Genomic DNA, 20800 nt, shown 5'->3' with positions numbered 1-20800 from the left:
GCTGTAAGCTTTATGCTGCGAAGCACATCTATTTTTTGTAAATTAGCTGCAAGAGAGATGGCTGATATTTCGTTAATAACTCCTATAGAATACCTCAAAGGTGTAGGGCCTCAGAAGGCCGATGTACTCAAAAAAGAGTTACAGATATTCACTATTGGAGATTTATTGCAATACTATCCGTTTCGTTATATAGACCGCACCAAATTCTATAAAATACGGCAGCTACATCCCGATCTTGTGGGCGCCCAAGTATTGGGACGTCTTGTTCAACTACAAGAAGCCGGTGAGAAGAAATCTAAACGCCTTGTAGGTCTCTTCAGAGACGAAACAGGAACCATGGAGCTGGTGTGGTTTCAAAGTATAAGCTGGCTTAAGAAAAGCCTTAAGGTAGGAGCAGCATACATCATCTACGGCAAACCCTCCCTATTCAACGGACAGATCTCCATGTCTCATCCCGAAATGGAGCTCTTTAACCCGCAGGAAAAGAAGCTGGGCAACCTGACTATGCAGCCTGTATATTCTTCTACCGAAAAGCTGAAAAAATTCAATCTCGACACCAAAGGGATACAACGTCTACAGCAGACTGCTCTAGAGTCCGTATATTCTTCACTGCAGGAAACACTGCCCGCCTATCTGGTTGAGAAGTACAACCTGATGCCGTATCCTAAGGCCATGCTATCCATACATTTTCCGCAGAATACGGAGGAGCTTAATGGAGCTCTCAAACGCTTGAAGTTTGAAGAACTTTTCTTCATACAGCTGAAGCTTCTTCGTAACAAGCAGCTCAACACCCAAAAGTTTAAAGGACACCGCTTTGATAAGGTCGGCGAGAAGTTCAACACCTTCTACCAAACACGCCTTCCTTTTCCTCTGACCAATGCACAAAAACGAGTAATCAAGGAAATAAGACACGACACCAATACGGGAGCACAGATGAACCGCCTCGTGCAGGGAGATGTCGGTTCCGGCAAAACTGTCGTCGCCTTGATGAGCATGCTGCTGGCCGTAGACAATGGCTATCAGGCCTGCATGATGGCACCGACTGAAATTCTTGCTACCCAGCATTATAACGGCCTCAAAGAACTCTTGGGTAATGATATCTGCAACATCAAACTGTTGACCGGGTCTACCTCCGCCAAAGAACGCCGTATCATACACCAAGAGCTGGAAGACGGAACCTTAGATATTCTAATAGGAACACACGCCCTCATTGAAGATAAGGTCAAATTCAAAAATATAGGCTTCGTCGTCATCGACGAACAACATCGCTTCGGCGTAGAACAACGTGCCAAGCTCTGGCGCAAAAACAGCATTCCTCCGCACATGCTGGTCATGACCGCTACACCTATACCACGGACTCTGGCCATGACCTTGTATGGCGACCTCGACATTTCGGTCATCGATGAGCTGCCGGCAGGACGCAAACCCATTAAAACCATACATTTCTCCGAAAACCAACGACTGCGGGTCTTCGGCTTCATGCGACAGGAAATAGCCAAAGGACGACAGGTATATATTGTTTACCCTTTAATCAAAGAAAGCGAAAAGATGGACCTGTTATACTTGGAAGCAGGACTAGAAAACCTTCAGAGGGAGTTTCCGCTACCTCAATACAAAATCAGCATTGTACATGGCAAAATGCCGGTCAAGGACAAGGATTTCGAGATGCAACGCTTCGTGAAGGGAGAAACACAGATCATGGTTGCCACCACAGTCATCGAAGTGGGCGTCAACGTGCCGAACGCCACAGTGATGATTATCGAAAATGCCGAACGTTTCGGACTGTCTCAACTCCATCAGCTGCGGGGCCGTGTAGGACGCGGGGCCGAACAGTCATACTGCATCCTGATGTCGGGAGACAAGCTCAGCAAAGAAGGACGCACACGCATAGAAACTATGGTGCGTACCAACGACGGCTTTGAAATCGCCGAAGTGGATTTGGCCCTTCGTGGTCCCGGCGACATCTCGGGCACCCAACAGTCCGGCGTGCTCAACATGAAAATTGCGGACCTTACACAGGATCAAAACATCCTTCACGAAGCTCGCAACACCGTCATCGACATCTTCAAAAAAGACCCTACCCTATCCCTGCCGGAAAACAGACTGCTGCTCAATTACCTCAACCAGCATAATTCAGGAATATCGTGGGATAAGATTTCGTAGAAAAACTTTTACCTTTGTCAAATGTTGTTTTAGAATAGCTGACCTCAGAATATCAAGCTATTTAACAACTTTGCAAAACACATTTTATGGCAAAAAGATTCAAACTTATAGATACAGCTCCTAAGCAAGAAACCGCTATTCTGGTTTCGGTGGTTACACCCGACATTACAGACCAGATAGCACAGGATTACCTTACAGAATTGGAGTTCCTGGTAAGGACCGCCGGTGCCCAAACGGTGAAGGTTTTTACCCAGAAACTGCCAAAGCCCGAACATGCTACCTTCGTAGGAAAAGGTAAGTTGGACGAAATCCGCGAATACGCAGAAGCGGAAGAAGTAGATATGATAATCTTCGACGATGAGCTTACTCCTTCGCAGCTGCGCAATATCGAACGTGAGCTGAAACGCAAAATATTGGACCGCTCTAATCTTATTCTCGACATTTTCGCCAAACACGCCAAAACGGCACAGGCAAAAACACAAGTAGAGCTGGCTCAGCTCCAATACCTCTATCCTCGACTGACACGCATGTGGACCCACTTGGAACGCCAACGTGGAGGTATAGGTATGCGCGGTCCGGGAGAAACACAAATCGAAACGGATAGACGTATAATCTTAGATAAAATCGCTTTACTGAAAGAAAAGCTTAAAGCGATAGATAAACAGAATGCTACCCAACGCAAAAATCGTGGTGAACTAATCCGTGTAGCATTGGTAGGATATACCAACGTAGGAAAATCTACCATCCTCAACATGCTTTCCAAAGCGGATGTGTATATAGAAAATAAACTTTTCGCCACCCTAGATACTACCGTAAGGAAAGTGGTAATAGACAACCTGCCTTTCCTGCTCTCCGACACAGTAGGATTTATCCGCAAACTGCCACACCACTTAGTGGAATCCTTTAAATCCACTTTGGATGAGGTGCGCGAAGCTGACGTGCTGATACATGTAGTAGACATCTCCCATCCAAGCTTTGAGGATCATATCCGTGCTGTAAACGAAACTCTCAAAGATATCAATGCCTTGGACAAACCTACCATCACGGTATTCAACAAAATTGATGCATACAAACCTGCTGTAGAGGTCGACGACAACGGCGAAGAGAGAACAACAACATTGGAGGGCTTCCAAAAATCGTGGATGGCGAAAAACTCATCTCCTGCGATATTCCTCTCAGCAACAAACAAAACAAATATTGACGAATTTCGGGATACCCTATATGAGATCGTGTCCAAGATGCATAATGCACGTTATCCTTATAATAATTTGCTTTATTAGACAGTTATAAGCCGTGGGCTTTAAACTTTAAGCATCAAGCGATGGGGAACTTAAAAAAATATAAGGGAAGGCAAAAGGTACACGCACTGACGTTAAAGCATTTTGAGACTAGCTAGGTTTCTACAGTCATGCTTAGTGCAGCACATGAATTATACATTATACCAAAGAAATTCATGATAAAATAGCTGTAGAAATCAATATATTAAAACGTATTTAATTGAAGTAAAAAATTAAAAGGCTAATAGCATAATGCATAAAGCCTACAGCATATAGAGATGAACAAAAAAGTTAAATTCATAGACTGGGGATTAGTAGATTACAAAGAAGCGTGGGACAGACAGGAAAAGATCTTCGCTGAAACATTAGCCATAAAACAAGATAACAGAACAAATAACACCAACCATCCTACTCCCAACTATCTTATCTTCACGGAGCATCCCCATGTGTACACCTTGGGAAAAAGTGGACATGAAGAATATCTGTTGCTGGACGAACAGGGATTGAAAGAGAAGAATGCTACCTTCTACAAGATAAACCGTGGAGGAGATATTACTTACCATGGGCCCGGTCAGATTGTAGGATATCCTATCTTGGACTTGGACAACTTTTTCACTGACATACATCTGTACCTACGCACCTTGGAAGAAGCGATTATTCTGACCTTAGCCGATTATGGTATTGAAGCAGGAAGATATGACGGCTACACCGGCGTTTGGTTGGATGCCTATAAAGATAACGCTCGCAAAATATGTGCTATGGGAGTACGTGCCTCACGCTGGGTAACCATGCATGGTTTTGCATTCAACGTCAATGCCGACCTTTCCTACTTCAAAAACATTATCCCTTGCGGCATTGAAGACAAAGATGTCACCTCCATGGAACGTGAATTGGGACATAAGCTCAATATCGAAGAGGTAAAAGAAAAACTTAAAGGTCATCTAGCTGACCTATTTCACATGGAACTGGAGTAAAAACTTATTTCCTCATAAATCAAAGTCGTTTGTTCAAATACTATCGGAGAAATGACTTTGATTTCTTCTTCTGCAAGGTAAAAGAGCGGACTCTCTTCCGTGCGGCGAGCCACCGACAGCGCTATCCCTTTACAGTGAGGACGGAAAACAGACTCTACAAGCTCCACCGTATTGTTTTCTCCAGACAGGTGTCCCAAAATCAGATGTTTCAGTCTGGATGTTTTATTTTCCACAAACACCTGTAGTGCTTCCGCATTGGAAAGGTGTCCCCATCCTCCACGAATCCTATTCTTCAAATAGTAAGGATAAGGCCCGCTGAGAAGCATCTCCGTATCGTAGTTGCTCTCCAGAAGCAACACGTCCGAATGCTGGATGACATGTTTGACATTGTCACATCCTCTTCCCAAATCCGTCATAATACTGATATTGACCTTGCCGTCTGTAACGACAAAGCTGCAAGGCTCCTTAGCGTCATGATACTTTGGAATTCCCAACACGGTGAGCTCTCCCACCTTAATACGGTCATCCGGCTGAATGAAATGAACAAGGTGGCTAGGCAGAGGAAGACGCGCTCCCTCGTAGGTCCCTCGGGTTAGATATATTGGGACCTGATACCGCTTAGAGAAGACCATAAGCCCTCGAATATGGTCGGTATGCTCATGGGTAATGAAGATTGCCTTCACACTCCTCGGATCAATGCCTGCTCTTGCCATACGCAACTCCACATGCTTTCTGTTGATACCCACATCAATCAAGACAGCATCGTCGCCTTTAGCCACATAGTAACAATTTCCATTCGATCCGGAAGCTATAGAGCAGTACTTCATACTTAAAACAAAGGTAAACAAAAAACCCTTGCATGGAAAAGCAAGGGCCTGATTTTATCTTCTTTAACATTCCGGCAAGCTTAGCGGCACTTTCACCGCCAATCCACCGTCTGCAGTCTCTTTATATTTCACATTCATGTCCTGCGCCGTTTCCCACATAGTACTTACCACCGCATCCAAGCTCACCTTAGCCTTATCCGGATTGGACTGCAGGGCCAGCTGTGCCGCCGTAATAGCCTTGATGGCTCCCATGGTATTACGCTCGATGCAAGGAACCTGTACCAAGCCTCCAATAGGATCACAAGTCAATCCCAGATGATGTTCCATAGCAATCTCGGCTGCCATAAGCACCTGTCTCTGCGACCCTCCCAAACACTCAGTCAATGCACCGGCCGCCATAGCCGATGAAACACCTATCTCAGCCTGACAGCCTCCCATCGCCGCAGAAATGGTGGCTCCCTTCTTGAAGATTGAGCCTATCTCCGATGCTGTAGCAATAAATTGGATAATCTTTTCCTCCGTGTATGCATCATGAAACGTGATGTAGTATTGAAGTACGGCAGGTATAACTCCCGACGCCCCGTTGGTAGGAGCCGTCACCACCCTACCGAAGGAAGCATTCTCCTCATTCACGGCCAGAGCAAAGCAACTCACACAGTCCAAGATATAACCGAAATCTTTTCCTCCGGCACGTAAAGCCTCCACCCACGAATCATAGTCGCTATATGTGCGACCTTTCAGCATACGCTTGTTGAGACGTGCAGCCCTACGCTCCACGTTCAATCCTCCGGGAAGCACACCTTCGGTGTGACATCCTTTATAAATACATTCTTTGATGACCCTGAAAATATCCAGAATCCCTTTTCTCGTTTCCTCCTCCGGACGCCAGGCCAGCTCATTCTCCAAAACCAGCTCTGAAATTTTCAGTCCCGTACGCATACAGGCCGACATCAGCTGCTGGGCCGTATCTATAGGAAATGGAAGGTCAACCTCCTTCAACACCGTTTCCGTATCGTTCTCCTGCACAACAAAACCTCCTCCTATAGAATAGTAAGTCTCACTGACGGCCTTTCCATTTTCGAGAAAGGCTTGAAAGGACACCGCATTAGGATGAAAAGGCAAGCTCTGGTCATATAAAAACAAAAGTTGATCGGCATAGCTGAAAGGGATATATTTCTCCCCTCCTAGATGTAATATATTGGATGATTTAATCTGTTCTACCTTCGGAATAACCTGATTCACATCGAAAGTAACGGGATCATCCCCGCTTAATCCTAACAACACCGCAATATCGGTTCCGTGACCAATCCCTGTTTTGGCCAAGGAACCATATAATAGGATTGTGATTTGCTCTACTGCCTGTAGGACTGAAATACTTCTCAGTTTCTGAATAAAACGTTCTGCCGCCCGCCATGGTCCCAGCGTATGTGAACTTGAAGGACCAATCCCAATTTTGAACATGTCAAACACAGAAATCTGTTCTGATGCCATATATACCGATATTAGTTTATAATTGTTGACTAAGTTAGGATTATAATAACGAAAAAAAAAGCTAAGCTTATTCAGCTTAGCTCAAAAACAGAGTGTTTTTCATAGGAAATTAAAGGCCTTTTCCGAAAGTATATGTCTTATTTATTGTGACCGGTAACTTCCCTTTGGTTTTAATATCTTTAAAGATCACTTTTACGGCGGCGCGTTGCATGAAATCTTCATTTTGATAGCCCATAATGATGGACGCACTGCGATCCACATTTACCGATGTCAAAGCATAAGGATTGGTCAACATGACTGTGATGGTACGTCTTCCTGCTATCTTATGGATAAATTCCTTCACACTTTCCGAGAAGTCTAATGTAGGTCTTGGACGTGAACGGTTGTCATGCACAGCCAAAATGATCTGGTTATGCGCTCTGATCTCTTTTATAAGATCTTTGAGCTGCTCTTCGCTTTCTTTACCTGTAATATAATAATTTTTTGCATTAGTAAGACGTGCAGCCATGCCTTTTTCGAAATCTTGTGCTTTGTTAATACCTACAGACACTATGGCTGTCTCCACTTTAGGATTGAAAGCGTGAATACGTTTATTAGATTTCAGCAAAGTTACTGAAGCGTCTGCCATACGTTGGATCAGAGACTTTGTTTCTGGACGGTTTACGTCGGTAATAAGGTTGTTGCGATTAGCGTCTCTGTAGTTATCCAAGCCTAGCCATAGTTTGGCTGCCAACACACGCTTTACACGTGCATCAATATCTGCTTGCTTCAGACGACCACTCTTGATAGATTTTTCTACAAGCTCTATGGCGCGACCGCTGTTTTCCGAAAGTTCCAACAAGTCGTGACCAGCCTCAATAGCTAAAATATCACCTTCTCCGTTAGGGAAAAACTTGGTTACCCCTTTCATGTTCATTGCATCGGTAACAGTAAGACCTTTGAATCCTAACTGTTTGCGCAGAAGGTCAGTAACTACTTTCTTCGATATAGAAGAAGGCATATTCGGAGTGTTATCCAACGCAGGGATAAACATGTGGCCGACCATCACTGCCGTAGCACCTTGATTGATAAGCTCACGGAAAGGATATAACTCCAAGCTTTCCAGACGCTCTTTCGTGAAGTTCAGCACAGGCAGGTCGTGATGTGAATCCACATCCGTATCGCCGTGACCAGGAAAATGCTTGATAGAAGCCAACACTCCTCCATCGATCATCCCTTTCATATACGCCGCCGATTTCAAGGCAACATTTTCCTTGTTATCTCCAAAAGAGCGAAAGCCAATAACAGGATTCTTAGGATTGTTGTTTATATCTACCGTAGGGGCAAAGTTGAAATGGATACCCATACGACGAAAATCTTTGGCTACCTCTCGCCCCATATCGTACAGCATGGAGTTGTCCTGCAAAGCACCCAATGTCATTTGATAAGGGAAAGAAAGGGTAGAATCCGGAAGACGCATTCCTAAGCCCCATTCTCCGTCGATAGTAACTAATAAAGGAACTTTAGAAACCTTTTGATATTGATTAATCATATCGACGTGACGCACAGGACCTCCTTGGAATACCACCAATCCCCCAAGCTGCTCTTTTGCGATGACATTCTTCACAGAGTCAATATACTTTTGGCCCAAATCGGTATGTGCACGCACCAGAAACAATTGAGCAATACGTTCTCTTGGTGTCAGACTGTTAAAAACAGAATCAACCCATTTGTGCTGACTGTTAATAAAAGTCACAAAATCCGGTTTTTTCTGCGCATAAACTCCTAAAGAGCTTAAAATAGCAAGTGAAAAAGCTAAAATAGGTTTCAGCATGATGAAATCGATTTTAATGTATAATTAATACGAAAATAGAATAATATTTGCAGAACACCAATGATTTTGCAAATTCCACAACAAAAGACGCAAAAAAACGCATCAATCCAATTGGTATTTCTTTTCTAGAAGAAGAGCAAGATCCAGCGAGTTATCAATTTCCCCGGAAGCTTCTTTCTTCCACAGCATATCGATCACCAACAGCAAAAATTCGGCCTCAATTTCAGGATCTTCATATCCCAGTTCCTTAAATGCGCGGATAATAATAGGGTGTACGGGCTTCATAAACTGTTCATGCTGCTGCCTAGAGAAAGGAATATGGGAAAGTCTCTCTTGTAATTTCCAGAACAAAGGTTCTTCCGCTACCAGCTTGCCAGGCAGGAAAATCATGTTACGCAGAAAGTCCTTTGCATTTTTATAGGTCATCATACCGCGATGATGTTGCAACACACGTCTATATCCGGATTTGATAAGATGTGCTAGCAAAGAATCCTTATTACCAAAATGCTTGAAAATTAAAGCTTCAGAAACACCAGCCTGATTTGCAATTTCTTTGGTAGATGTGTCAGCATACCCATTCTCTGCAAATAAAGCTAAAGCCGCTTCCAAAATCTTCTCTTTTCTGCTCAATAAGGAACTTTTCATATAAACGTGAACGATGTAGCAAATATATTCATTTTGGGAATAAGTTTGAAGTATGATAACTTTAAACTATAATTGTATTATATATCTGATAGCTAACGGTGAAACCTTTTATTAAACTAAACCTAATACCTATTTTATTCTTTCTATGTTTACATTTAGAACTTAATGCACAGGTAAGCATAAGCGGGACCGTACTGTCTAATGAAAATATCGTACCGGGAGCCACCCTGAAACTTACTTCCGCAGGTCAAGACAGCACTGTACTCAAGACCACCGTATCCGATAAGAAGGGACATTTTGTATTCCAGAATATCAAAGAGGGCAATTATACGCTTCATGTTACAGCCATTGGCTACCAGCCTTTCTTTACCTTGGTGAAAGCTGTAGCCAAGCAGGCATCACCATTGACTATACAGCTGACTTCCGGTAACATCGCCATCGAAGAGGTGGTCATCAACCCTCCTTCCACCATTCTCATGAAGGGCGACACCTTGGAATATGATACGAAAAATTTCCAAACCCGCGATTTTGCGGATGCTGATGAGGTAGTCTCCCAAATCCCGGGAGTAATGATCGACGAAGACGGCAATGTCACTGCTCATGGCGAACCCGTAACTCGCATCATCGTAGATGGCAAAGAGTTTTTTAGTACAGATCCTAAAATAGCATTAAAAACACTACCGGCAGATATTATCGCCAAAATCCAGCTGATAGACGAAAAGTCCGAACAAGCACGCTTTTCGGGATTCGACGACGGCAAAAGAAACAAGGTTATCAACATCGTTACCAAACCAGATAAAAAAAGAGGTTATTTCGGGAAATCTTCGATAAGCAAAGGCGATAGCGATAAATTCTCCATAAACTCCTCAACAAACCGCTTTAATGGAGACAAAAAAATAGCCTTCAACCTCCTTGCCAACAACATCAACGAAACCAACTTCGCCGAACAAGGCAGAGGTGGCGCTCGCCGCGGCAACAACAACACGGACCGAGGGCTTTCCGAAACCTATGCTGCTGCTGTCAACTACAGTAACACTCTCCCAAAACAAAATATGGAGGTCAGCGCCGACTACAACTTCAACTCCACCTCGACGGTGACAAACACCTTGTCCAACATAGAATACCTGTCGGAAAAGCAGGCCAACCAGTTTCGCCATCAACAGAACCGCTCAGACATTCACAACCAGAACCACGACTTTGGCGCACGCGTGAAGTGGAACATAGACTCCTTGAACCGCATCGACTTTACGCCAAACATAAAATATACCAGCAGCAATAGAGAGGTCGCCACGCAGTTCAATACCATTAAAGACGGTAATATGCCCATAAACAATTCGGACCGCTCGTCCGACAGCTACAACGACAATTTCTCTTTCGGAGGGTCACTGACCTTTATGCACCGCTTCAAAAAGAAAGGTCGCACGATGACCGTAACACTCAGCGGCAACAAAAGCTCCAACAATGCCGACGGACTTAACCTCGCCATCACCGAATACTTCAAAAATGCAGAACTGAACCGCGTGGATACTAACAACAATAAAAGTGTCACCAACGGCTACGGTAGCGGCTTCAACAATAGAATAGCATTTACAGAGAATCTCTCTGCCCACAGCAGATTGCAACTGCAATATGGTTTTCGCAATACAGCCTCTTATTCCAACAAGGAGACCTTCGAATACCTCGCCGAAACCGGACAGCTGGGAGAACTTAGAGAAAGACTTTCTAACGAGTTCAGAAATGATTACAACTATCACAATGCAGGACTATCTTACATCTACGCCATCAAAGATTCTTTGCGCATTCAAATCGGCCTGCAATACCAGCACGGTATCCGCAACAATGACCGCATCGTGCCCTACAGCATAAAGACAGTGGCCGACTTCAATAGCATCTTGCCCGCGGTGTCGGCAAATTTTAAGTTCAAAAACAACAAAAGTTTAGAACTGACCTACAACACCCAGACAAATACACCTTCTATTGCGCAGCTGCAAGATTTCATCAACAACCAGAATGAATTGCGCATCACCAATGGAAACCCAAACCTAGACCAAGAATACGCACATACCGTAAGACTACAATACAAAGCGATAGACAGGCAAAGCGGACGTTCGCTGACCACAAACCTTGCCTTCGAATATATTCAAGACAAAATCATCAACAGTATATTTCTTACGGATTCCAGCGTCTATATTCTGGATAATATACGTCTGGGAGCCGGAGGACAATACTTGAGGCCGGTGAATGCCGACGGTGCCTACTCCTTCCGTCTCAACAACAGCTTGGGATTCCCTATAGAAAAACTGAAAATAAACTTTAATGCCAATACCCGACTTTATCTCAACAATGAGCTGGCCGAACTGAACGACGTGCCCATCAGTAACAAAACATTCGGTTACGGGCAAAGTATAAGTATTAACTCCAAATTCTCGAAAAGATATATCATAGGCCTGAATTACCATATAGACGGACGTATCACCTCCAACGTCATCGCCCAAACCGAAAGATATCATGTAATCAATCAACGCTTGAGTACCAACATCTCGCTAGAACCTATTAAAAGCTGGATCATAGGCTCCAACCTCGTCTACATAAGCAATGGCGGCATGCTTAACTACCCAAGTATTGAAACAACACTGCTGAACGCTTCCATAGGTAAAAAGATCTTCAAGCGTAGCAATGGAGAGCTCACACTCAAGGGATTCGATCTGCTCAACAAGGCGCAGAATGTAAGCCGCAGGGTGACGGAAAACAACATTTCCAACGTCATTTCCAATACGCTAAACCGCTACTTCCTGCTTTCTTTCACGTATAACCTACGCCGCTTCGGCGGGAAGAACAGCGCTAGATAAAGATTCCACCACGTTGTAGAAAGAATTCTTTCTTCTTCATGTAGGCATCTTTGTCTATGGCTTTGGTAGCTTTAGAAACCACCGCAGTCTTATAGCCAAGCTCCAAGGCATCCATAGCTGTAAAATGTACGCAGAAGTCGGCGGCAAGGCCACAAACATGTACTTCACTCACTCCTTTATCCTGTAGAAAGCCATGCAATCCCGTATTTCTCATCTTATTGTTGTCGAAAAAACCACTATAGCTATCTACATTAACATCTATACCTTTACGAAAGATTGCTTGGATATGATGGGTATTTAAAGACGAAGATAGCTCCGCTCCTACGGTTTGCTGTACACAATGGTCAGGCCAAAGCACCTGTTCTACGTGGTTGAAAGTGATGGTATCAAACACCTTATACCCTCGGTGTTGAGAAGCAAAGCTCTTGTGGTTGGCAGGATGCCAATCCTGTGTTGCGATCACCACCTCATAATTGCTTTGGATTCTGTTTATATAATTTATCACTTCATCCCCATGTGGAACAGCCAAAGCACCGCCAGGAAGAAAATCGTTCTGAACGTCGATAATTAAAAGAGCTTTCATATGATGAAGTTAACAAAATATTTCAGCTATTAGGGCGGGATTTCAACATATTCCTCTAAAATAGCTACTCTTTTGTAGCAAAACCTTTATCCCTCACGTATTTAACAAGAGCGATTTTATGGTTTTTTAACAGTTTCAAAACGGAATTAAATTATTAGATTTGCACGGCATACTTGCCGGGAGCAGATTTAACATATTATAACAGATTATCCCGCAGGTATTACTTAAATTTGCTTAGCAACGAATATATATGAGGCAATTATTACGAACAACATATTTTAACCTATTAGCTTTAATTCTTATCGGCATATCTTTCACGGCATGTAACAAAGATATGAGCATAGCCCTAAACAGTCCCATGGAAGATATCTCTGTGACTCGCATAGACTCTTTCACGGTATATGCCTCAAGCTATCAGATGAATTATCTCCCATCCGCAAATACGGGAGCTGTTTTGATCGGTAAAACCCAATACGACGGATTAGGCTCCATAAAATCCACAGCCTATTTCCAGATTACCTTTGAGTCGTTCATACACAGTCTTCCTACAGGAGCACAGTTTGAATCGGCGAATATTTATTTCAAGCCTACAGCAGAAAAATATTACTATGGCGACACCACCCAAAATCAGACATTCTACATTCATAAGCTGTCACAAACGTTGACAACAGAGAATATTTTGGGTGATATAGACAACTACAAAGCACCATTCTATGTGTCGGGCCCTACTATTTTCAATTACAAAAAATTCAACTACGAAAATACACCTATAGGTAACGGCACCTTCAAACCTTTCGTCAATTCGGTAGACTCTTTCAGTATAGATTTGGATTACAACTTTGGGAAAGATCTTTTTGACAAAATCGTTTCCAATGAATACGAAGTTTCAACAAACGATGCTTTCCAAGAATATCTGAAAGGTATAGTGGTCGTACCGGATGAAAATAATACCGCCATCCTAGGCCTTAACGACACCGTGTACATCAACATCAATTATTCGTATGTAGGTTCGGACGGCTTCAAAGTATATGACAAAAAAGTCCTTTCTACGGCCACAGTAAGCTATCGTTATAACAACATAGAATACGACCGTACAGGAACATTGTTCGCTACCTTAAACGAAACAAACAATGTGTTGCCGGCACAAGCTACTAACAATAATCTGTACGTGCAGTCCGGAACGGGCTTGGCAACAAAAATCAGTATCCCTTCATTAAACCAGTTTATGGAAAATGAAAACATAGGGATCAACAAAGCTGAACTCATCATTGAGACAGAATCCGTAAATTACGGCAAATTCCCGGTGCCGACATCCTTGATGCTGATGGTGCTAAACAAAAACGGTATACCTACATCGTATGTACCTTCACCATTCAGCAATGCCGCACAACAGGTAAACTTCATCAAGGGTACGGAATTCGGAGAACCGGGAAAATATGTGTTCAACCTGATAGATTATGTCAAGTATGTGAACACAAACCGATATCTTGATACAGAGTTATTAATCACAACTTCGTCGTCAAGTTTGTATAACTCCGTAAATACTTTTAAAATAGCAACAGAAAACGGCAAACCTAAGATTAAGTTAAATATTGTATATACTAAATTCAAATAATTTATGAACAAGAAAAGTTGGCTATGTATTATTTTAGCCTGTGCGTTTACGTTATCAGCATTCAACTCTTGTAAGAAGGACGAGGATGATACTACAGATGATGGTCCTACAGAATGGGTAAAAGCATCGGCATTCGATGGTGATCCTAGAAGTGCTGCAGCTTCTTTCCAAATTGACAATACCGGATATTTGGCTACTGGAATTCTTTCGACAAACGAAAGAACAAACGATGCGTGGTCATTCAAAAATAACATTTGGACTCGTATAGCTGATTTTCCGGGAGCACCTCGTAACGGCGCTGTAGGCTTTGCTATCAATGGCAAAGGATACATCGGTCTTGGTTATGATGGTACTGACGTGTTGAAAGACTTCTACAAATACGACCCTGAAACAAATACCTGGACTCAGGTAGCCTCCTTGCCAGCGAATGCTGAAGCACGTTACGGTGCGGTAGCCTTCACCCTTGGCAACTACGCCTATGTAGGTCTTGGAGCTACCAAAACCCAAAAAACCTTGAAAGACTTCTACAGATACGACCCTAATACCGATACTTGGGAATCTATAGGTTCTGAGTTCAAAAACAAAAGAGTGAATGCTTTTGCTTTCGTAATTGGTAACAAAGCGTACGTAGGCGGTGGTCTTGACAACAACCAATACCCTGAAGACTTCTATTCTTTCGACGGACAAAACTGGAATGAAGAAACTCCATTGAAAGATACTGAATTAAGCTACGACTTAACTCGTCAAAGCGCTTCTACTTTCGTGATCGGCAACTACGGATTCGTAGTAGGTGGCAAAAAGTCAGGCGCTATGGGTAACGTTTGGAGATACGATCCTGCAAGCAAAACATGGGAAAGCAAACACCAAGCTTTACCTCAAAACTCAAGAGAAGGAGCCGTAGCATTCTCTATAGACGGTAAAGGATATTTAACTACCGGTGCTAACGGTACTACCAAATTCGACGACACTTGGGTGTTCACCATGTTAAGATAAGAACAACAAAATCTTTACAACATAAAAAGGCTTTGCATCTGCAAAGCCTTTTTTATTGGTTGATGAAACGGCACAAGACTGCATCGCCAACTGTGCTTATCCACCACCCATCTCAAATAAACCAAAATTTAAATTATTAGCTAGTAAAAAACATTTTATAGATTTTTGTACTAGCTTTGTATGACAATGGATATCTTTGCTCGTTCATAGATACTTATGAGCTTAATACCGATTTGTGAAAAGTGAATTCGAATAAGGTGTTTGCAAACGAAACCTATTTGCTGGAAAGATTTGCTCTTTCGGACGAGATGGCTTTTGAATACATTTTTCACAAATACTATGCAAGGTTATGTCTTTATGCATCAAACATATGCAACAGCAAAATACTTGCTGAGGACATAGCAAAAGAAGCCTTCATGAAAATATGGAAAGGAGAAAAAATTTTTAAATCCCTCGACCACCTAAAAAATTCTCTATACCAAAGCACAAGGCAACTTGCACTAAATAAGCTGCTGTCACTAAAACGTTCCCTCAAAAGAGAAGAAGACTATTATTCGGATCTTCCTCAGCATGAAGAATCGCCTCTACACCGTATCATACATGCAGAAGTTATGGGGGAACTCTACGATGCAATAAACAAATTGCCCGATCAAGCGAAAAAAGTTATCATTCTTTCATATTTGGAAGGTAAAAGTAATCAAGAAATCGCCGATGCATTGCAAATAAACCTTCAAACCGTTAAAAATTATAAACTAAGAGCTATTAAACATTTACGAAGCTCCTTGAAACCTGAATCCTTTATCATTTTTATTTCCGCACTCTATTTAATTGAAAAAAATCACTTTTAGAATGAGTACTTTTTGATGACGGCGCGGTATTAATAGCAAAAATTTGCCCTAAGCATGCACCATCATCAAGAAGAAGTTTCAAGAATAAGTTTTCTAATCCGTAAGAAAATAAATGACCATCTTACGGATACCGAAGAAAAGGAACTCAAATCTTGGATTTCCCAATCTCCTAAGAACAAGGAATTATACGACAGATGTCTGAACACTGCCGAACAACAACAGGCCTTTCGATTTCTGCAAAACATAAATGTTGCCGCCGCTTGGCAAGATTTAAAACTACAGGAAGAAAAACCACAAAAAATAAATAGCCCTAAACTCCTTCAGATTGTCGGTTACGTGGCTGCATGCCTATGTATCATGCTTACTACTGCCGTATTAATTCGAAGAAACCAAGAGACAGCCCCCACAGCTCAACAGTCCGTCAACGTTGATTATAAACCTGCGCAAAACAAAGCTACCATCCGACTGTCAAACGGCAAACACATATCGCTTGACAATAATCACGAAGCCATTATCATAAAATCCAACTCCATAACGTACAATGACGGACAAAAAGTAACATCAACAGAAGAACTTACTTCCGCACAAATAACTACCCCTAGAGGAGGATATTACAAAGTCATCCTTCCTGATGGCACCAAAGTGCAATTAAATGCAGAAAGCAGCATGACCTATCCCCTTGCCTTCAAAGGCGACAAAAGAGAGGTTTCAATAAGCGGAGAAGTTTATTTCGAAGTTACTCCTGCTCGCAATAAGCCTTTTATAGTACATTCTTCTACACAAGTCGTAGAAGTACTAGGAACCACCTTTAATATAAATGCTTATGATAATAGCAAGGTTAAAACTTCTTTGGTAGAAGGAAAAGTCAAAGTATACAGCAAAACAAATAGCTCCCTAGCCCCTAAGTTCCTAACCCCAGGACAACAGAGCATCTGCGCTGCCTCCAACATAGCCGTAAAAGCTATAGAACTGGAGACAGAACTGGCCTGGATCCAAGGAAAATTCAACTTTGATAAAAAAACATTAAAAGAAGTAATGGAAGAAATTTCCCGCTGGTACAACATCGACGTAATCATCGATAAAGATGTCCCTAATATCGAATTTTTCGGAGGAACATTCCGTAACAACAACCTATCTACCATACTAACCTTACTAGAACAAAATGATATCTCTTATACTTTAACCGAAGATAGAAAACTTTATATAAAAAGATTATGAAGAAAGGAGGAGGATTTAAGACGTAAAAGAATATAACTAAACTTTACTAAATCGATTCAGTTATACGAGTCTTGACTTATGTTAAACTAACAAATCGCTAACCTAAACTTATCTAGACATTAATGAAATTAAATTTCTTACTAAGAATAACCAAACTAACCACATTACTGTTTTTCGTCTTCTTTTTGCAGGTGAGTCACGCATCAAACGCGCAGACCATTACTCATACATTTCGAAACGAGTCGTTAGAAAATGTACTGCAAGAAATTAAAAGACAGACGCAATATGAAGTATTGGGAACAAAGTCTATGCTAAAGGGAAGTCTACCTATATCCATAGACGCTAAAAATATGACTTTGGATATTTTCCTACAGCATGTTTTCAAAAATCAACCTATAGGATTTAAAATTGTCAACAGGACGATTATCCTCACCAAAAAAGAAATTAACAAAACAACCAAATCGGAAAGTATAGCTGACGAAACACAGCAAACACAAATTATCCTTAAGGTCATTAATGAAAATAAAGAACCTGTAATAGGAGCTACTATTGCTACAACCAAAACCGACTTGGGAAACACCAATGAAAAAGGAATCTTCCAGCTTAACAGCCTTCCCGATGATGCTCTTATCATAGTAAAAATGATAGGTTTTGAAACCTTGACCATGAAGTTGTCATCAGACAAAACAGATTATGTTCTCGTATTGAAGGAAGAAATCAGCAATGTAGGAGAAGTAATCGTAACCGGCTACCAATCCATTAACAAAAACTCCTTCACGGGAACAGCAATCTCCAAATCAGGGGAAGAATTAAGACAGGTAAATCCTCAAAACGTCTTGCAAGCCATACAGGTCTTCGACCCTTCCTTCAAACTGTTGGAAAACAACTTGGCAGGCTCCAACCCGAACGCTACACCTAACATTACAATTCGGGGAACATCATCCTTACCTACAGGGAACAATGAAATCTTGAGACGAGATAATATTACCACCAACACCAATATGCCGGTGTTTATCCTAGATGGATATGAAGTGAGTGTCACTAAAGTTCTGGATTTGGATATGACACGTATAGAGTCTGTCACCTTGCTGAAAGATGCCGCCGCCACAGCAGTATATGGTTCGCGCGCAGCAAACGGCGTGGTGGTAATCACCACGAGAGCACCAAAAGAAGGGCAATTAAGATTAAGTTACTCCCATGAGACGAATATCAATATGCCCGACTTGACTGACTACAACCTCCTTAACGCAAAAGATAAACTAGAATACGAAAGATTGGCTGGTCTTTATAGTAACGAGAACCAGAATATCGCTCAAATCGAACTCGACAGATTATATTATAATAAGCTTAAAAATGTAGTAGGAGGAGTTAACACAGACTGGCTATCGCAGCCCGTAAGAGCTGCAATAGGTCAAAAACACGGCATTTATTTGGAAGGAGGTGCTCCAACATTTAGATATGGCGTCGATTTACGGTATCAAACCCGCCCTGGTGTAATGAAAGGTTCTTCAAGAAACCAATATTCCGGTGGGGTAAATTTAAGTTACCATCTGAAAAACAAACTCAGATTTCAGAATGAACTCACCATAACTTCCGTAAATGGAACAGAATCTCCATATGGCGACTTCTCTAACTACGCCCGCATGAACCCATATTACCGCATTACCGACGACAATGGTAATATACTCCAACAGTTGGGAACATGGGATCGATTTTACAGCAATGGAGGATCAACAACCGAAAATGTATTAAACCCCTTATACAATGCTACGTTAAGTAATTTTGACAAATCAAAATACTCCGAAATATTAAACAACTTTGCCATAGACTTCGAAATCCTTCAAGGACTAAGGCTGCGTGGACAACTAAGTCTCTTAAAAAGAATCAGCCTCTACGATAAGTTTTTATCGCCGAAATCTAATGAATTCTACAATTACCCAACCTCCCAAACCTCCGAAAAAGGCAGCTATACCAGCAGCCAGAACGATGAAATCGATTGGGATGGAAACATAAGGCTTAACTGGATTAAAAGCTTAGGAAAAAATTATATCAACGTTGTCGCTGGCTCAAATATTCGCAGTGATTTTTCGGACTATAGATCCTTCACCGCCCACGGCTTTGCGAACGATAGGTTCAACAGCATAGGTTTCTCTAAAGGTTATCTCGAAAATGCTAAACCTTATAGCAGCTTAAATCAATCTCGCTTGATCGGCGCATTCCTAAGTACAAACTATTCTTATGATAATAGATATTTGGCCGATGCAACTGTAAGAATTGATGGATCCTCTAAGTTTGGTGCCAATAGAAGAATCGCTCCATTCTGGTCGGCAGGAATTGGTTGGAATACACATAATGAACATTGGTTTTCGTCCGACGTTATTTCTCTTCTACGATTCAGAGCAACCACAGGAATCACAGGAGCTGTCCAGTTTGCTCCCTACATGTCACGGACCACGTACACATACGACCAAAATAATTGGTACTCTTCCGGTATAGGAGCAATTGTCAACAACTATGGCAACGAAAATTTGGGGTGGCAAAAAACTAAATCTACCGATATAGGCTTCGACGCAGGCTTGTGGCACGACAGAATAACTCTCTCTGCAAGATATTATTATAAGCTGACAAATGACATTCTCGCCGACATCAATATAGCCCCGTCAACAGGTTTTGTATCCTACAAAGAAAACCTTGGAGATCTGGAAAATAAAGGATTCGAAATCAATTTCAACGCCTTTGCCATTAAAAATACCGACTGGACCGTAAGCTTTATGGCAAACATTGTACATAATGAAAACAAAATCCTCAAAATATCCAACGCTTTGAAAAGCTATAATCAACGCGTAGATGATGCACAAAAAGGTAATGATTTGATGGGAGTGCCTCTATTACGATACAATGAAGGTCAATCCTTAGATGCCATCTACGCTGTACCATCGCTAGGAATAGACCCTGAAAACGGCCGCGAAATCTTTAGAAAAAAAGACGGATCGCTAACATATGAGTGGGACACCAAAGATATTACCGTGGTAGCTATAGGAACTCCAAAAGCCGAAGGATTTTTGGGCACCACATTACGATATAAACAGTTCTCCGCGGTAGCATATATGCAAATACGTGTCGGAGGAAAGTCCTATAACCAGACTTTGGTAGATCGTGTGGAAAATGCTGACCCTCGCTATAACGTAGACCAAAGGGTGTTTGACGAAAAATGGAAACAACCCGGTGATCGTAGCTTTTATAAGAGCATAAGAGATTTAGGACAAACTCGCGTCTCTTCAAGATTTGTGATGGACGACAACTTATTGAATCTTCAGTCTCTGTTTGTATCTTACGAAACCACACCGGAGTTTTCGAAAAAACTGAAACTCTCCAATCTTCGATTTAGCGCTACTACCAACGACTTATTCCGTTGGTCTTCCATTCAGCAAGAAAGAGGTATTCAATATCCATTTGCTCGTAGTGTAAGTTTTTCGATCCAAGCATCTTTTTAATCTTAGATAA

14 protein-coding genes are annotated in these 20800 nt (G+C 42.0%); 9 read left to right on the top strand and 5 right to left on the bottom strand.

What is annotated here, in order from left to right:
* Positions 1-57: 57 nt before the first annotated feature.
* From recG to lipB, 3 genes are all read left to right on the top strand, one after another.
* Positions 58-2163: an ATP-dependent DNA helicase RecG gene (recG, locus tag ABD873_RS06615; RefSeq protein ID WP_345066300.1), complete on the top strand. Its 2106-nt coding sequence runs from the start codon at positions 58-60 to the stop codon at positions 2161-2163.
* A gap of 86 nt (positions 2164-2249) precedes the next feature.
* Positions 2250-3443, top strand: a complete 1194-nt coding sequence (hflX, locus tag ABD873_RS06610; RefSeq protein ID WP_345066297.1) for a GTPase HflX — start codon at positions 2250-2252, stop codon at positions 3441-3443.
* Positions 3444-3718: 275 nt separating this feature from the next.
* On the top strand, positions 3719-4414 hold the full coding sequence (gene lipB / locus ABD873_RS06605; RefSeq protein ID WP_039052994.1) for a lipoyl(octanoyl) transferase LipB: 696 nt from the start codon (positions 3719-3721) through the stop codon (positions 4412-4414).
* Here the strand turns inward: lipB and ABD873_RS06600 are convergent.
* The 4 genes from ABD873_RS06600 to ABD873_RS06585 all read right to left on the bottom strand — a co-directional run bounded on the left by ABD873_RS06600 (position 4396) and on the right by ABD873_RS06585 (position 9190).
* Positions 4396-5241: an MBL fold metallo-hydrolase gene (locus ABD873_RS06600; protein ID WP_345066292.1), complete on the bottom strand. Its 846-nt coding sequence runs from the start codon at positions 5239-5241 to the stop codon at positions 4396-4398. The genes lipB and ABD873_RS06600 overlap by 19 nt on opposite strands.
* A 63-nt stretch (positions 5242-5304) precedes the next feature.
* The gene (locus ABD873_RS06595) at positions 5305-6732 is read right to left on the bottom strand and encodes an L-serine ammonia-lyase (RefSeq protein WP_345066289.1); all 1428 of its coding nucleotides are present in this window, start codon (positions 6730-6732) and stop codon (positions 5305-5307) included.
* A 109-nt stretch (positions 6733-6841) separates the two neighbouring features.
* Positions 6842-8545 (bottom strand): glycoside hydrolase family 3 protein, encoded by a 1704-nt coding sequence (locus ABD873_RS06590; protein ID WP_345066286.1) that lies wholly within the window; start codon positions 8543-8545, stop codon positions 6842-6844.
* A gap of 102 nt (positions 8546-8647) precedes the next feature.
* On the bottom strand, positions 8648-9190 hold the full coding sequence (locus ABD873_RS06585; protein WP_345066283.1) for a TetR/AcrR family transcriptional regulator: 543 nt from the start codon (positions 9188-9190) through the stop codon (positions 8648-8650).
* 98 nt (positions 9191-9288) lie between these two features.
* On the opposite strand from ABD873_RS06585, the gene ABD873_RS06580 reads away from it, so the two are divergent.
* Entirely contained in the window at positions 9289-12039 is a 2751-nt protein-coding gene (locus ABD873_RS06580; RefSeq protein ID WP_345066280.1) for an outer membrane beta-barrel protein, read from the top strand.
* Here the strand turns inward: ABD873_RS06580 and pncA are convergent.
* Positions 12032-12622, bottom strand: coding sequence for a bifunctional nicotinamidase/pyrazinamidase (gene pncA / locus ABD873_RS06575; RefSeq protein ID WP_039052998.1), 591 nt, complete (start codon positions 12620-12622; stop codon positions 12032-12034). The genes ABD873_RS06580 and pncA overlap by 8 nt on opposite strands.
* Positions 12623-12872: 250 nt before the next feature.
* Here pncA and ABD873_RS06570 point away from each other — a divergent pair, with 250 nt between their 5' ends.
* The 5 genes from ABD873_RS06570 (at position 12873) to ABD873_RS06550 (ending at position 20790) form a co-directional block, all read left to right on the top strand.
* Positions 12873-14237 carry a DUF4270 family protein gene (locus tag ABD873_RS06570; protein WP_345066276.1) on the top strand — a complete coding sequence of 455 codons (1365 nt, stop codon included), beginning with the start codon at positions 12873-12875 and terminating at the stop codon, positions 14235-14237.
* 3 nt (positions 14238-14240) lie between these two features.
* Complete coding sequence (locus ABD873_RS06565) at positions 14241-15230, top strand: Kelch repeat-containing protein (RefSeq protein WP_345066273.1); 990 nt, start codon at positions 14241-14243, stop codon at positions 15228-15230.
* 242 nt (positions 15231-15472) lie between these two features.
* Positions 15473-16078: an RNA polymerase sigma-70 factor gene (locus ABD873_RS06560; RefSeq protein ID WP_039053002.1), complete on the top strand. Its 606-nt coding sequence runs from the start codon at positions 15473-15475 to the stop codon at positions 16076-16078.
* Positions 16079-16132: 54 nt separating this feature from the next.
* Complete coding sequence (locus ABD873_RS06555; RefSeq protein WP_345066268.1) at positions 16133-17296, top strand: FecR family protein; 1164 nt, start codon at positions 16133-16135, stop codon at positions 17294-17296.
* Between the two features lie 122 nt (positions 17297-17418).
* Positions 17419-20790: a SusC/RagA family TonB-linked outer membrane protein gene (locus ABD873_RS06550; RefSeq protein WP_345066265.1), complete on the top strand. Its 3372-nt coding sequence runs from the start codon at positions 17419-17421 to the stop codon at positions 20788-20790.
* Positions 20791-20800 lie beyond the last annotated feature (10 nt).

The organism is Sphingobacterium thermophilum, from assembly GCF_039541675.1.
Taxonomy (GTDB): Bacteria; Bacteroidota; Bacteroidia; order Sphingobacteriales; family Sphingobacteriaceae; genus Sphingobacterium; species Sphingobacterium thermophilum.
This window is presented reverse-complemented; position numbering and strand designations above follow the sequence as displayed.

Excerpts from the sequence above, each read along its gene's own strand:
- recG (WP_345066300.1), top strand. The coding sequence starts at position 58 with ATGGCTGATATTTCGTTAATAACTCCTATAGAATACCTCAAAGGTGTA.
- hflX (WP_345066297.1), top strand. The coding sequence starts at position 2,250 with ATGGCAAAAAGATTCAAACTTATAGATACAGCTCCTAAGCAAGAAACC.
- lipB (WP_039052994.1), top strand. The coding sequence starts at position 3,719 with ATGAACAAAAAAGTTAAATTCATAGACTGGGGATTAGTAGATTACAAA.
- ABD873_RS06600 (WP_345066292.1), bottom strand. The coding sequence starts at position 5,241 with ATGAAGTACTGCTCTATAGCTTCCGGATCGAATGGAAATTGTTACTAT.
- ABD873_RS06595 (WP_345066289.1), bottom strand. The coding sequence starts at position 6,732 with ATGGCATCAGAACAGATTTCTGTGTTTGACATGTTCAAAATTGGGATT.
- ABD873_RS06590 (WP_345066286.1), bottom strand. The coding sequence starts at position 8,545 with ATGCTGAAACCTATTTTAGCTTTTTCACTTGCTATTTTAAGCTCTTTA.
- ABD873_RS06585 (WP_345066283.1), bottom strand. The coding sequence starts at position 9,190 with ATGAAAAGTTCCTTATTGAGCAGAAAAGAGAAGATTTTGGAAGCGGCT.
- pncA (WP_039052998.1), bottom strand. The coding sequence starts at position 12,622 with ATGAAAGCTCTTTTAATTATCGACGTTCAGAACGATTTTCTTCCTGGC.
- ABD873_RS06570 (WP_345066276.1), top strand. The coding sequence starts at position 12,873 with ATGAGGCAATTATTACGAACAACATATTTTAACCTATTAGCTTTAATT.
- ABD873_RS06565 (WP_345066273.1), top strand. The coding sequence starts at position 14,241 with ATGAACAAGAAAAGTTGGCTATGTATTATTTTAGCCTGTGCGTTTACG.
- ABD873_RS06555 (WP_345066268.1), top strand. The coding sequence starts at position 16,133 with ATGCACCATCATCAAGAAGAAGTTTCAAGAATAAGTTTTCTAATCCGT.
- ABD873_RS06550 (WP_345066265.1), top strand. The coding sequence starts at position 17,419 with ATGAAATTAAATTTCTTACTAAGAATAACCAAACTAACCACATTACTG.